At 53.9% G+C, this 13,507-nt stretch carries 10 protein-coding genes; 8 read left to right on the forward strand and 2 right to left on the reverse strand.

The features are described from left to right. Positions 1 to 177 precede the first annotated feature (177 nt). Positions 178 to 351, forward strand: coding sequence for a hypothetical protein (locus BLU05_RS26230; RefSeq protein ID WP_091881418.1), 174 nt, complete (start codon positions 178 to 180; stop codon positions 349 to 351). A gap of 65 nt (positions 352 to 416) precedes the next feature. Here the strand turns inward: BLU05_RS26230 and BLU05_RS15160 are convergent, their stop codons facing one another. Then, a complete protein-coding gene (locus BLU05_RS15160; protein ID WP_091882296.1) occupies positions 417 to 1,280 on the reverse strand; it encodes an AraC family transcriptional regulator in 864 nt (287 codons plus the stop codon). 230 nt (positions 1,281 to 1,510) lie between these two features. Here BLU05_RS15160 and BLU05_RS15165 point away from each other — a divergent pair, with 230 nt between their 5' ends. The 6 genes from BLU05_RS15165 to BLU05_RS15190 all read left to right on the forward strand — a co-directional run bounded on the left by BLU05_RS15165 (position 1,511) and on the right by BLU05_RS15190 (position 10,469). Beyond that, a complete protein-coding gene (locus BLU05_RS15165; RefSeq protein ID WP_244518365.1) occupies positions 1,511 to 2,977 on the forward strand; it encodes an alpha-glucosidase/alpha-galactosidase in 1,467 nt (488 codons plus the stop codon). 81 nt (positions 2,978 to 3,058) lie between these two features. Beyond that, the gene (locus tag BLU05_RS15170; RefSeq protein WP_091881423.1) at positions 3,059 to 5,134 is read left to right on the forward strand and encodes an ABC transporter substrate-binding protein; all 2,076 of its coding nucleotides are present in this window, start codon (positions 3,059 to 3,061) and stop codon (positions 5,132 to 5,134) included. Positions 5,135 to 5,258: 124 nt separating this feature from the next. Then, positions 5,259 to 6,269 (forward strand): ABC transporter permease, encoded by a 1,011-nt coding sequence (locus BLU05_RS15175; protein ID WP_091881425.1) that lies wholly within the window; start codon positions 5,259 to 5,261, stop codon positions 6,267 to 6,269. Then, a complete protein-coding gene (locus BLU05_RS15180; RefSeq protein ID WP_091881428.1) occupies positions 6,269 to 7,396 on the forward strand; it encodes an ABC transporter permease in 1,128 nt (375 codons plus the stop codon). The genes BLU05_RS15175 and BLU05_RS15180 overlap by 1 nt, the downstream gene beginning before the upstream one ends. A gap of 35 nt (positions 7,397 to 7,431) precedes the next feature. Beyond that, entirely contained in the window at positions 7,432 to 9,078 is a 1,647-nt protein-coding gene (locus tag BLU05_RS15185) for an ABC transporter ATP-binding protein (protein WP_244518366.1), read from the forward strand. Positions 9,079 to 9,095: 17 nt separating this feature from the next. After that, positions 9,096 to 10,469: an alpha-glucosidase/alpha-galactosidase gene (locus tag BLU05_RS15190; RefSeq protein ID WP_091881433.1), complete on the forward strand. Its 1,374-nt coding sequence runs from the start codon at positions 9,096 to 9,098 to the stop codon at positions 10,467 to 10,469. Between the two features lie 76 nt (positions 10,470 to 10,545). On the opposite strand, the gene BLU05_RS15195 is transcribed toward BLU05_RS15190, so the two are convergent. After that, positions 10,546 to 11,598 carry an alpha/beta fold hydrolase gene (locus BLU05_RS15195; protein WP_091881436.1) on the reverse strand — a complete coding sequence of 351 codons (1,053 nt, stop codon included), beginning with the start codon at positions 11,596 to 11,598 and terminating at the stop codon, positions 10,546 to 10,548. Positions 11,599 to 12,139: 541 nt separating this feature from the next. Between BLU05_RS15195 and BLU05_RS15205 the strand changes: the two genes are divergently transcribed. Beyond that, positions 12,140 to 13,456 carry an alpha/beta hydrolase family protein gene (locus tag BLU05_RS15205; RefSeq protein WP_091881441.1) on the forward strand — a complete coding sequence of 439 codons (1,317 nt, stop codon included), beginning with the start codon at positions 12,140 to 12,142 and terminating at the stop codon, positions 13,454 to 13,456. Positions 13,457 to 13,507: the final 51 nt, after the last annotated feature.

Here is a 13,507-nt window from a genome sequence, read left to right on the forward strand (position 1 = left end):
TCCTCCCGCGTTGGGCCTTTTGCTTTATGGCTCCCTACACAATCGCAAAAGTCGTTAAATCGCATCGAAATGGATGGTCGCAATCATTCATGTTTTGACGCTCTTTGTGTTTTCTCCCACGTTTCCACAACCTATGGTATAATCTGCGAGGTAACGGTTTCAAAAAGGAGAAACTTTATGCAACTGAGCGCACCTACGAAAATTGTGTTTATTATCGCGGTGATACTGGCCGTGCTATCGCTGCTTCCGGTGGTTGGAATTGCAGTGGGAGTTCTTGGCGCCTACAGCTATTGGTTGCTGCTTGTTGCTTTTATCGTGCTTGCAGCCGGTAGCCTGTTTAAAGGCGTTTAAAACCAGCGCCGCCCGGCGATAAACGCCACCTGCCATGTCACGAGGCACGCTTCGTGGGTTGAGTACTATTCTGCGTCCACGTCAGAAATGCGGGTCAGAATGCTGGCATACATTCCAGTCGTGCGGAATTCAGTCGGGCTTGCCCCATATATTCGCCTGAACACCTTTGAAAAATAATTAGCGTCGTCAAAACCGGTCATGATCGCAACCTCCTTAACCGGCAGGAAGGCTGCGTTTGTCAGAAGCTTCGTTGCGCGCTGCATCCGCTTCTGCAGGACAAACTCCGCAGGTGGCAGACCTTCACACTCGGCGAAGACGCGCGAGAAATGCGCACGGCTCAGACCGGAAACATTTGCCAGTTCTTCAACGGGAAGTGGTTTGTCGAGATTGGCACTAATGTGATCGATGACCGGCTGCATGACCGTCTTCTCATGCTGGTCAACAGGGTGCGAGCCGAACACGCCATCGTAGAGTGCCATGGCAGCCTCATAGGCAATGGCCGACGCGCGGCCAGCGGTTTCCGCATCCATGATCAGGCGCATGCTACAATCGGCAAGATGCTGGATCGTCTCATTTGGTAGCCTCAAAACTGGCCCTTGCGCCGCGAGAATCGAACGATGAATGCGCAACGCTTCCTCACCATTCATCGAGATCCAGAAATACTCCCAGTGATCGCCCTTCTCCAGCCAATAGCGGTGGTTATGCGGCACAAGCACGAGCAGAGTTTCACCCTCCCGCACTTTATAGTTCCGGTTTTCATAGCGCAGCGTGCCCGTTCCGCTGATCGTATGCTGCAGGACAGTAAAGGGGGTCTGCCCCCGCTTGCGGCCATCCCAATCATAGATTTCATCACGGCGCACTTCATAACCGGTGCTGGTTGGCATGGTATGAAGCGTATGGCGCCCCCGCGGCAGGGAAACCGTCTTCATGCTATGCCCGGTATCGATCAGTTTTTGCAGCACAAAATTACCCTCAAAAGCATAATCCCTCTCTAGTCGCTCCCATGAATATACGCATAATGCTGGGTAAGAACAGCAGATGAACTGTTTGCGACCAATGTTGAAAGAGGGAAAGACAGGAAAAACCTGATCTTTGGAGCGCGCTTGAAAGCCGGGCTCCGCCGTATTGTTCTTATCCGTTCCGAATGATCGAGGTCGACATGAGCAGTTTCAAAATCGCTATCATTGGCGCTGGCAGCGTGGGGTTCACAAAAAAGCTCTTCACCGACATTCTCTGCGTGCCGGAATTCAAGGATATTGAATTCGCTCTGACCGACGTCAGTGAACATAACCTCAAGATGATCAAGGCAATTCTGGATCGTGTTGTTGAGGCCAATAATCTTCCGACGCGCGTGACAGCCACGACAGACCGACGCAAGGCCATCGAAGGCGCTCGCTATGTTATAAGCTGTGTACGGGTCGGTGGACTTGAGGCCTATGCGGACGATATCCGCATTCCCCTGAAATATGGCATAGATCAGTGTGTGGGCGATACAATCTGCGCAGGCGGCATCCTCTATGGACAGCGCAATATTCCCGTCATTCTCGATTTCTGCGAGGACATCCGCGAGCTTGCGGAACCCGGTGCGAAATTCCTGAACTATGCCAATCCCATGGCCATGAATACCTGGGCTGCTATCGAATATGGCAAAGTCGATACGATAGGGCTTTGCCATGGCGTTCAGCATGGTGCGGAACAGATCGCAGAAATTCTGGGTGCCAAATCCAAGGATGAGCTTGACTACATCTGCTCGGGCATCAACCACCAGACATGGTTTGTCGATATTCGCCTGCGCGGCCGCAAGATTGGCAAGGATGAACTTATTGCCGCGTTCGAAGCCCATCCCGTTTTCTCACAACAGGAAAAGCTGCGCATTGATGTTCTCAAGCGTTTCGGCGTCTATTCCACTGAAAGCAACGGCCACCTCTCGGAATACCTGCCCTGGTATCGCAAACGTCCTGAAGAGATCGCCAAATGGATCGACATGTCCGACTGGATTCATGGTGAGACTGGCGGCTATCTGCGTTATTCGACGGAAACGCGGAACTGGTTCGAAACCGAGTTTCCGCAGTTTCTGGAGGCCGCAGCAAAGCCCATTGATCCGGCCCGCCGCTCCAACGAGCACGCCAGCCATATTCTTGAAGCGCTGGAAACCGGGCGTGTCTATCGAGGCCATTTCAACACGCGCAATACCGGGATCATCACGAATCTCCCCGCCGACGCGATTATTGAATCGCCGGGATTTGTCGACCGGTTTGGTATCAATATGGTCTCCGGCATTACATTACCGGAGGCGTGTGCGGCCACATGCATTTCATCGATCAATGTGCAGCGCATGGCCGTCCATGCCGCAATCAGCGGCGATATTGATCTTTTGAAACTTGCCGTTCTGCACGATCCGTTGGTCGGCGCTGTGTGCACACCTGAGGAAGTCTGGCAGATGGTCGATGAAATGATTGTCGCCCAAGCGCAATGGTTGCCGCAATATGCCCATGCCATTGACGATGCGAAAGAGCGCCTGCGCCACAAGACGGTAGCGACGCGCGAATGGAAGGGCGTCGCCAGCCGTTCAGTACGCTCTATTGAAGAGCTGAGAGCAGAAAAAGCATTGATGAAACAGGCGTGAATTAATTTTTCCGGCTGCTTTCCCCTCTTGGAGGAGACGGGGTAGCGACATGAGCCGGGCCAGATTGAAGAGGGAGAGACGATGAGCCATTTTCGCTATTTGAGTTCACTCGCCATAGGTGTTTCAATGCTGGCTTTGCCGGTATTGGCGTCCGAGCCGACAGTTCCGCCGGAACCGCCATCCTTCAAAGCGCAGGCAAAAATCTCATATGTCTCCAGAGATGCAATTCTCGAATTCAAAGCCCTTCCCGCCTATCACGAACCTGATTGGGTCACCGAAAAATTTGTAAAAGCGGGTAAGCTTCCAGCGGTCAAAGACCGGCTACCCAAAGAACCGCTTGTCTATAAAACAGGAAATATGCCCGATGGTATCGGTGTCTATGGTGATACATTGCGCCATGTCATTGGCGGACGGCCGGAAGGCTGGAACTATATCGGCGGCCAATCGCAAGGCTATGGGGGTATCGACATTGGCCTGTCTGAATGTCTGACGCGAACCGCACCGCTGTTTCAGGTTGAAGCAACGGATGTCGAGCCCTTGCCAAATCTGGCTAAGGGATGGGAATGGTCAGCGGATGGCCACACCCTGACCATGCATCTCATTGAGGGTGCGAAATGGTCCGATGGCGCGCCATTCGATGCGGATGATGTGATGTTCTATTGGGATGACAATGTCATTGATCCCAATGTTTCACCACTCAATGGCGCAACCCAGGAGACGTTTGGTGTTGGCACGACGCTGAAGAAAATTGATGCCTATACCGTTGAATGGACATTCAAGAATGCTTTCCCGCGCCAGTATCTTTACGCCATGGCCTATGGAACATTTTGCCCGGGTCCAGCGCATATCCTCAAGACGAAGCACCCAAAATACGCTGCAACAACCTATGATCAATACAAAAACGGTTTCCCGCCTGAGTATATGAACATGCCGGTTATGGGGGCTTGGGTTCCAGTCGAGTACAGGCCTGACGATATCATCGTGCTTCGCCGCAACCCTTATTACTGGAAGGTGGACGAGGCTGGCAATCAGCTACCCTATGTCAACGAGATGCATTATAAGCTCTCAACCTGGGCCGATCGCGATGTCCAGACGGTTGCAGGTTCAGCTGATTTCTCCAATCTCGAACAGCCGGAAAACTTTGTGGAGTCGCTGAAACGTGCCGCGCAGGACAACGCGCCTGCCCGGCTTGCTTTCGGCCCGCGCCTCATTGGTTACAATCTCGATATGAACTTTTCGGCCAATGGCTGGGGCGCACCCGATGCGCGCGGTCAAGCCGTTCGTGAACTCAATCGTGACGAGCACTTCCGCAAGGCGGTGACCATGGCGATCGACCGGAAGAAATTAGGCGAAGCGCTTGTCAAAGGTCCGTTCACCGCGATCTATCCCGGCGGGCTGTCATCGGCAACGAGCTTCTATGACAGGCAATCCACCGTCTATTATCCATTTGATTTGGAAGGCGCAAAGGCAGAGCTGGCAAAGGCCGGTCTGAAGGACACCGACGGCAATGGCATTGTCAACTTTCCGCCTGACAAAGCAGGCGGCAAGGATGTGGAAATCACCCTTCTGGTGAACAATGCCTACAGCACCGACAAGAACCTTGCGGAAGGCGTGATCGGTCAGCTGCAAAAGCTTGGCCTGCGCGTCATTCTCAATGCCGTGGATGCCAACCAGCGCGATGCCGCCAATTTTGGTGGACGGTTCGACTGGATGATCTGGCGCAACAATTCGGAACTCGCCTCTGTCGTACAGAACACCGAACAATTGGCTCCGGTGGGACCCCGCACCAGCTGGAACCATCGCGCTCCGGAAAATGGTCAGCTGGATCTGATGCCTTTCGAAGAAGAGATGGTGAAGATCGTCAACAAGTTCATCTCAAGCCAGGATAACACCGAACGAACCGAGCTGATGAAACAGTACCAGAAGGTCTACACGACAAACGTGAATACGGTCGGATTAACGGAATTCGCAGGTGCTCTCGTTATCAACAAGCGCTTCTCCAACATTCCGTCCGGCGCGCCGATATTCATGTTCAACTGGGCCGAGGACGCCATCATCCGCGAGCGCGTGTTCGTCAAGGCGGACAAGCAGGGTGATTTTGAACTTTACCCACAGCAATTACCCGGAAAGCCGGGCGGTCCCGGCCCGATGAACTGAGCCTCCCAAGGACTCTGGCTGGCCGGTCGCACTGATGTGCGGCCGGCTCATCAACCGAACAAGTCGATGGTGTGAGTACATTCATACCCGTTTTGAAACCAACACAAGAGAAGTGAACCGGCCCATGTTACGATTCCTGCTTGTGCGTATCGCCTCTGCCATTCCGGTGTTGTTTGTGCTGAGCGTGGTTACCTTCGCCATTATTCAGGCGCCTCCCGGCGATTATTCCGATTACATCCGATCGCAATTGATGAATCAGGGCGGAGCTTCCTTCGAAGCTGCGGACGCGCAAGCGCAGGCCTACCGGGTCGCCAACGGTCTCGACAAGCCTCTACCCGTTCAATACGTCAACTGGGTGGTCGGCATGGTGACGCGCGGCGATTTTGGTCACAGCCTGTTCTACAACAAGCCGGTTGCCGACGTGGTCGGTGAACGATTACCACGAACTCTGTTGCTGGCACTCACCTGCCATATCCTCGCATCAATTATTGGCATCAGTTTTGGCATATTGGCCGCCACCCGGCAGTATTCATGGGTCGACAGCCTGCTCTCCGGCATATCATTCCTTGGCATGACCGTGCCGCGCTTCCTGATGGCGCTCATCATTGTCTACATCATGGTATTTCATTTCAACGTATCGGAGATCGGCAGTTTCAATTCACCGCGTTATGGCGGTGCGCCCTGGTCCTGGGACAAATTTGTCGATCTCGTCCGGCATGTCTGGCCCGTCGTCGCCATCGCAACATTTGGTGGCCTCGCCTACAATATGCGCGTGATGCGCGGCAACCTGCTCGATACGCTCAACGCCCAATATGTGGAAACAGCACGCGCCAAAGGTCTGAGTGAGGGCGCTGTCATCATGCGCCATGCGGTACCGAATGCACTCCACCCATTGATTATGTATCAGGGTGTCGTGTTGCCCTATATGCTGACCGGAGAGATCGAGACTGCGATCATCTTTGCACTGCCGACCGTCGGTCCCGCCATCGTCGGATCCATGTGGGTTGGCGATGTCTACGTCACTGCCACCTTCATGCTGGTGCTTTCAGCCACATTGATCGTCGGCAACATCATCGCAGACCTTCTGCTCGCCCTCATCGACCCACGGGTGCGGCAATATGGGGAGATGAAGTGATGCATATGCAAATTCAACAACCACCTCTGGTCATCGAAACGGTTAATGGCAAACGCGGCAATGAACGCTATATCGCTCTTGTCTGGCGACGTTTGAAACGCTCCTGGACCGGCATGATCGGCCTCGTTCTGGTCTGCCTGTTGCTTGTGATGGCCATCTTTGCCGGTTTCTTCGCGCCGGTTGATCCCATGCAGACAGACATTGGCTTCGCACCGCCTGAAGCTATCCGGTTCTTTGACAAGGACGGCAATTTTTCTCTTCGGCCGCGCACCTATCCTATTGCCGAGACAGAAGAACTTGACCCGGTGACATTTCAACCCGTGGTCGGGCCAGACTATGACAACCCTCGCCTCTTGGGTTTCTTCGTTAAAGGCTTCGACTACAAGCTTCTTGGTATCATCCCGACGAACCGGCATTTCTTTGGCACTTCAGATGGGCAGCCAGTGCATTTCCTCGGAACGGACAAGTTCGGGCGCGATGTTCTTTCCCGGGCCATTTACGGTTCTCGTATCTCGTTGATGATTGCTTTGATTGTCGTCTCCATCGTTACGGTTGTTGGCACGACGGTAGGGCTGGTCTCCGGCTATTTCGGCGGAAGGTTTGACGCGTGGACGCAACGCTTTGTCGAACTGGTGCTGGCATTTCCCCAGTTACCACTCTATCTCGCACTCAGCTCGCTCATACCGGTTACGGCACCGACCAATATCTTCCTCGGCTTTGTCATCATTGTCATGTCAGCGCTTGGCTGGGCCCAAATGTCACGCGAAGTGCGCGGCAAGACGCTGGCGCTGGCGCGTATCGAATATGTGCGGGCAGCTCTTGCCGTGGGTGCATCGGACCGCCGCATCATTTTTCAACACATTTTTCCAAACGTCATGAGCCATGTGATCGTTGCCGTCACCATAGCAATTCCTCACATCGTCCTTCTGGAATCCTTTCTGGGTTTTCTCGGGTTTGCCGTGAAACCCCCACTCATCTCCTGGGGTTTGATGTTGCAGGACACGGCAACCTATTCCGTCATTGGGTCCTACCCATGGATACTCACACCCGTTGCTTTCGTGCTTGTCACCGTCTTTGCGTTCAATGCGCTTGGCGATGGTTTGCGCGATGCAGTTGACCCCTATTGAGGCTGGATGCAATGCCGATAAATGAAACAAGCACCATGGCACCTGAACAGCGGCTGGATAGCGCAGCGCATCCGGAAAGCCCTGTTATTGACGCACGCAACGTTGCGGTTCGTTTCAAGGTAGAAGACGGCATAGTCGATGCCGTCAAGGATGTTTCCTTTCAGCTCTATCGCGGGGAAACCATTGCGATCGTCGGCGAATCCGGTTCTGGAAAATCCGTCACTGCGCGTACGATCATGGGGCTTTTAACCAAGCGCGCCGTCATCTCCGAAGGGGCGAAGATTATCTATGACGGCAAGGACATCCTGAAATTCTCAAACCGTGCGCGGCGTGCGTTGCGCGGCAACCGCATGTCCATGATCTTTCAGGAACCCATGAGTTCGCTCAATCCGATCTATACGATTGGCAGTCAGATCATCGAGGCCATTCGCGTGCACCAGCGCATCAGCAGACGCGAAGCACAAAAGCGTGCGCTTGACCTGTTGATACAGGTTCAGATCCCCGATCCGGAATCCCGGCTCAATCAGTATCCGCACCAGCTCTCCGGTGGCCAGCGCCAGCGCGTCATGATTGCTATGGCGCTCGCCAACAACCCTGATGTCTTGATCGCCGATGAGCCGACTACCGCGCTCGATGTGACGGTTCAGGCCCAGATTCTCAACCTTATCCGCGATCTGCAGAAGCGGCTTGGAATGGCTGTCATTCTCATCACCCACGACCTGACCGTTGTCAGGCAATTTTCGGATTATGTCTACGTCATGCAGCATGGCGAGGTGAAAGAGCACAACACGACCGCAGCGCTCTTTGCGAACCCTCGTCATCCCTATACGTGCCATTTGCTCGGATCTGAACCCAAGGGGGAAGCTAATCCGATGCCCGCGAATTGCGAAGCCATTCTCGAAGGCAAATCGGTACGCGTTACCTATATGCTGAAACGCGGCGGCTTCTTCAAGCCGCAGTTGCACGAGCTTGTTGCTGTCGACAGTCTCAATCTGAAACTTCACAAGCATGAGACGCTGGGGATTGTCGGCGAATCCGGCTCAGGAAAGACGACTTTTGGACAGGCACTTGTCCGGCTCGTGCACACGGATAGCGGCGAGATTTATTTCGACCGGCAGCCAATTCACAACAAGTCCCGGGCAGAAATGCGCCCTTTGCGATCGCGCATGCAAATTGTCTTCCAGGATCCGTTTTCCTCACTCAATCCACGCATGTCGATCGGACAGATTATCGAAGAAGGGCTGATCATCAACGGGATCGGCGAGAACCGCGCTGATCGCCTCGACCGTGTGCAGGAAGCCCTGAAATGCTCAGGGATGCCGCACAATATCCTTTCCCGCTTCCCGCACGAATTTTCCGGCGGCCAGCGCCAGCGCATAGCCATTGCGCGTGCCATAGCGCTCGAACCGGAATTCATTCTTTTGGACGAACCGACATCGGCGCTCGATCTGTCGGTGCAGGCACAGATCATCGATCTCCTGCGCAAGCTGCAGGATGATTGCGGGCTGAGTTATCTCTTCATTTCTCACGATCTGAAAGTGGTCCGTGCCCTTTGCCACCGCGTCATGGTGATGCAGCACGGCAAGATCGTCGAAGAAGGCCCTGTCAACGACGTTTTATTCCATCCCAAGACCGCCTACACTGAACGGCTTGTCAAAGCCGCCTTCGAGGTAGCCGCATAATCCTCCCGGAGTTTGCCATGTCAAAACAACCCAAAGTCACCTTTATCGGAGCCGGTTCCACCGTCTTCATGAAAAACATCATCGGCGATATTCTGCAGCGCCCGGCACTATCGGATGCGAAGATCGCGCTTATGGATATTAATCCGCAACGTCTGGCCGAGAGCGAAATCGTTGCCGGCAAACTGGCAAAAACACTCAACGCCAAGGCCGTCATTGAAACCCATACGGACCGTCGGCGCGCGCTTGAGAAAGCCGACTTTGTCGTGGTTGCCTTTCAGATCGGCGGGTATGAACCCTGCACCGTCACGGATTTCGAAGTTCCCAAACAATACGGCCTTCGCCAGACCATTGCCGACACGCTTGGTGTTGGTGGCATCATGCGCGGCCTGCGGACCGTTCCGCATCTTTGGAACATCTGCGAGGATATGCTTGCCGTCTGCCCGCAAGCCATTCTGCTTCAATACGTGAATCCCATGGCGATCAACACCTGGGCAATTTCCGAGAAATATCCGACAATCCGCCAGGTTGGCCTTTGCCATTCCGTGCAAGGTACCGCAGGCGAACTTGCGCGCGATCTTGATATTCCAATCGAGGAAATTCGCTATCGCGCCGCTGGTATCAATCACATGGCCTTTTACCTCCAGTTCGAGCATCAGCAGCCCGATGGCAGCTATCGCAACCTCTATCCGGATCTCGTTCGCGGTTACCGTGAAGGACGTTTTCCAAAACCCAGCCATTGGAACCCGCGCTGCCCCAATAAGGTGCGTTACGAGATGCTGACCCGGCTTGGCTATTTCGTCACGGAAAGCTCCGAACATTTTGCGGAATATACACCCTATTTCATCAAGGAAGGACGCGACGATCTCATTGAGAAGTTCGGCATTCCGCTGGATGAGTACCCAAAGCGCTGTATCGAGCAGATCGAACGTTGGAAAGGTCAGGCAGAGACCTTTGCAAAAGCCGACAAGATTGAGGTGACTGAAAGCCGCGAATATGCGTCATCCATCATGAACTCCGTATGGACCGGCGAACCATCGGTCATTTACGGCAATGTGCGCAACAATGGCTGTATCACCTCGCTGCCAGCCAATTGTGCTGCGGAAGTTCCCTGCCTCGTTGATGCCTCAGGCATTCAGCCGACCTACATAGGCGCTCTGCCACCGCAACTCACGGCGCTCATCCGCACCAATATCAATGTACAGGAATTGACCGTTCAGGCGCTGATGACCGAAAACCGCGATCATATCTACCACGCGGCCATGATGGACCCGCATACGGCCGCGGAGCTCGATCTCGATCAGATTTGGTCGCTCGTGGACGACCTTCTTACCGCGCACGGTGATTGGCTCCCGGCATGGGCTCGTGGTCCCCGGAAGGTGCAAGCTGCTTAAGTCCAAGGGATTGGCGGTAGAGCAGTTTTCGGCCCGATATCTTCAAGTATCGGGCCGATTGGCGATAATCTCCGGATTAAAAGCCGTCCACGTCTATGACAGCCTGAGCAAATGCTGCGGGCGCTTCCTGAGGTAAATTATGCCCGATACCACCCTCTATAAGCCGATGCGCATATTTACCCGTAAACTTCTTGGCATAAGCGCTGCTGTCCGGATGCGCAGCACCGTTGGCGTCGCCTTCCATGGTAATCGTGGGGACACTGATGAGCGGACCTTCGGCGAGGCGTTTCTCCAGATCATCATACTGCTTTTCACCTTCAGCCAGTCCGATCCGCCAGCGATAATTATGAATGACGACGCTGACGTGGTCCGGATTGCCGAAAGCTTTGGCACTGCGGTCGAACGTGGCATCATCGAAATTCCACTTGGGTGATGCGAGTTGCCAGATCAACTTGTTGAAATCGTGCCGGTACATCTCGTACCCCGCCTGACCCCGTTCTGTCGCAAAATAGAACTGATACCACCATGCAAGCTCTGCTTTAGGTGGCAGAGGTGTTTTGTTGGCTTCGCGGCTACCAATCAGATAGCCGCTTACGGAAACCATTGCCTTGCAACGCTCCGGCCACAGGGCTGCCAGAATATTGACCGTCCGCGCGCCCCAATCAAAACCGGCCATGATCGCCTTGTCTATTTTCAGCGCATCCATCAATGCTATGATATCGACGGCAACAACTGCCTGTTGGCCATTGCGAGGCGTGCTGTCCGAAAGAAAGCGCGTTGTGCCATAACCGCGAAGATAGGGAATAATGACCCTGTAGCCCGCCGATGCAAGCAAAGGCGCGACATCGACAAAACTGTAAATGTCATAAGGCCAGCCATGCAGGCAGATAACAATGGGGCCATCGGCAGGACCGGCCTCGGCATAACCAATATTAAGAACACCCGCATTGATCTGTTTAAGCTGATCAAACGAGTTATTCGTGCCCGGTGTAATTGCAGGCAAACGCCCAGGCTTGGTCTTGTCAGACTGTGCAGTTGCCGAGCCGATCATTCCGATCTGAGCGACTGCAAGTGCTGCCGCAGCAGTTCCGAACAAGCGGCGGCGACCGTGATTGATTGCTTCTGTCATTGTCTTCTTCCTCTGGAATGTGGGGAAAGTTACAAATCCTGTTTGATGACTGTTAAACAGCTTGATCGACAGGCGGGATTCTCATTTCAGCGCGGCGGGCGCATTGCTTCGAACGAAAAAACAGCTCTTTCCGATCGGGCTTCAATCGTTGACACTGCAGCGACCAGCCCAGCGATTGCCGACGGCTCGCGGGAAGCGGCATCGTAGGCACAGGGCGCCGCAAATATTGCAACTCCGATGAGGCATTTGATTGCGAGCTGCATTGCCGATGTCCTTCAAGTTAATTATGATAATAATCATTATTTCGATATCTTTACCGCACCCAGAACCTATTTACAAGCGATGATAATAATTTTTATCATAATCATTCTGCATGCTTGTATTGAGTAGCTCGTGGCCAAGGAACCATCTTTCCTCTGCACAGGCTTCCGAACTGACAAGGCCGATGCGAAAGTGCCTCTTGGTGTTGAAATTTATGCGTCCGTCAGCAATGATGAAACAGGCGTGCAAGTTTGCATGCAATCAATAACGGGGAGGTATAATGTTCCGTCGCTTGGTTCTGCTGGCCGCCGCTGCCTGTACTTTCAGCTTGTTCGACACCCCTTCATGGGCACAGGAAGCAACCCAATGTCCGGCCAAATTACCCGCGGATACGGACTGCTACTCGGGACAGGACCGCAACGGGGCGTTCTACTGGATCGCTCGCCCGAAAAACTGGAACGGCATCCTTGTCCTCCATGCTCACGGCGGACCACGCCTGTCGCGTCCGAAGATTGACGATCCGGTTGAGGATCTGGAACGCTTTGCTGTCACCGTTAGCGAAGGTTACGCATGGGCTGGATCGAGTTATCGACGGGAAGGCTATGGCGTGCGTATGGCCGCCGAAGATACAGAAAACTTGCGCCGGATTACTTGGGACAAGCTGGGGCGCCCTCGCCTCACTATTCTCCACGGCCAGTCATGGGGTGGGAACGTTGCCGCAAAAGCAGCAGAGCTTTATTCCATCGACGGTGCTGGCGACCGGGTCTACAACGGCGTGGTTTTGACAAGCGGCGTTCTGGCCGGAGGCACGCGTGCCTATGATGTCCGCGCCGATCTGCGTGTCGTCTATCAATACTATTGCCACAACAACCCCAAATCCGATGAAGAGCAATATCCGCTTTGGCAGGGACTGCCACAGGACGCAAAACTCTCACGGAAAGAACTGGATGCCCGTGTAAACGACTGCACTGGAGTCGACTTGCCTGCCGATCAGCGATCGACCGAACAGAAACAAAACCTTGCCAATATACTGGCTGTTATTCCTGTTCCCGAAAGGACGCTTGCTGCTCATCTCGCCTGGGCGACATTGACATTCAAAGATATGATATGGCGGCGCCTCGAGGGCCATAACCCATTCGACAATCAGACAACGCGCTATACCGGCTCCAGCGATGATGACGCATTGAACAAGGGCGTAGAACGTTTTACCGCCGATCCTGAGGGCGTACGCCTGCTTGCCTATGACAGTGATCTTACCGGTCAGATTGTCCTTCCCACCTTGACCATGCATGCCAAGGATGACCCGACCGCCCCTGTCGAGTTCGAAACGGTTTATCGGGATATGGTTGCCAAGGCTGGAAACAGTGATCTTCTGGTTCAGACATTCACTGACGAGCACGAGCACAGCAAGCTCTCAACCCCGCAATATGCGGCTATCTTTCAATCCATGGTTGACTGGATCGACAAGCGCGCTAAACCAACGCCGGTCTCGATCGATGCAATCTGCCAGCAAAAAGCTCCTGCTTATGATGAACCATGCCGGTTTGATACAGCGTTTTATCCGGGGCCACTCAAATCACACGAAAAGACGCCCTAAGTGACTGACACTGCTCTTTATCCCGCTCACCAGCGAGCGTGAAGCTGTTAC

Source organism: Phyllobacterium sp. OV277 (assembly GCF_900104355.1).
Lineage (GTDB): Bacteria > Pseudomonadota > Alphaproteobacteria > Rhizobiales > Rhizobiaceae > Phyllobacterium.

What these genes read in the sequence shown, in the direction of transcription:
- BLU05_RS26230 (WP_091881418.1), top strand. Translation starts at nt 178, where the DNA reads ATGCAACTGAGCGCACCTACGAAAATTGTGTTTATTATCGCGGTGATA.
- BLU05_RS15160 (WP_091882296.1), bottom strand. Translation starts at nt 1,280, where the DNA reads ATGAAGACGGTTTCCCTGCCGCGGGGGCGCCATACGCTTCATACCATG.
- BLU05_RS15195 (WP_091881436.1), bottom strand. Translation starts at nt 11,598, where the DNA reads ATGACAGAAGCAATCAATCACGGTCGCCGCCGCTTGTTCGGAACTGCT.
- BLU05_RS15170 (WP_091881423.1), top strand. Translation starts at nt 3,059, where the DNA reads ATGAGCCATTTTCGCTATTTGAGTTCACTCGCCATAGGTGTTTCAATG.
- BLU05_RS15165 (WP_244518365.1), top strand. Translation starts at nt 1,511, where the DNA reads ATGAGCAGTTTCAAAATCGCTATCATTGGCGCTGGCAGCGTGGGGTTC.
- BLU05_RS15180 (WP_091881428.1), top strand. Translation starts at nt 6,269, where the DNA reads ATGCATATGCAAATTCAACAACCACCTCTGGTCATCGAAACGGTTAAT.
- BLU05_RS15185 (WP_244518366.1), top strand. Translation starts at nt 7,432, where the DNA reads ATGGCACCTGAACAGCGGCTGGATAGCGCAGCGCATCCGGAAAGCCCT.
- BLU05_RS15175 (WP_091881425.1), top strand. Translation starts at nt 5,259, where the DNA reads ATGTTACGATTCCTGCTTGTGCGTATCGCCTCTGCCATTCCGGTGTTG.
- BLU05_RS15205 (WP_091881441.1), top strand. Translation starts at nt 12,140, where the DNA reads ATGTTCCGTCGCTTGGTTCTGCTGGCCGCCGCTGCCTGTACTTTCAGC.
- BLU05_RS15190 (WP_091881433.1), top strand. Translation starts at nt 9,096, where the DNA reads ATGTCAAAACAACCCAAAGTCACCTTTATCGGAGCCGGTTCCACCGTC.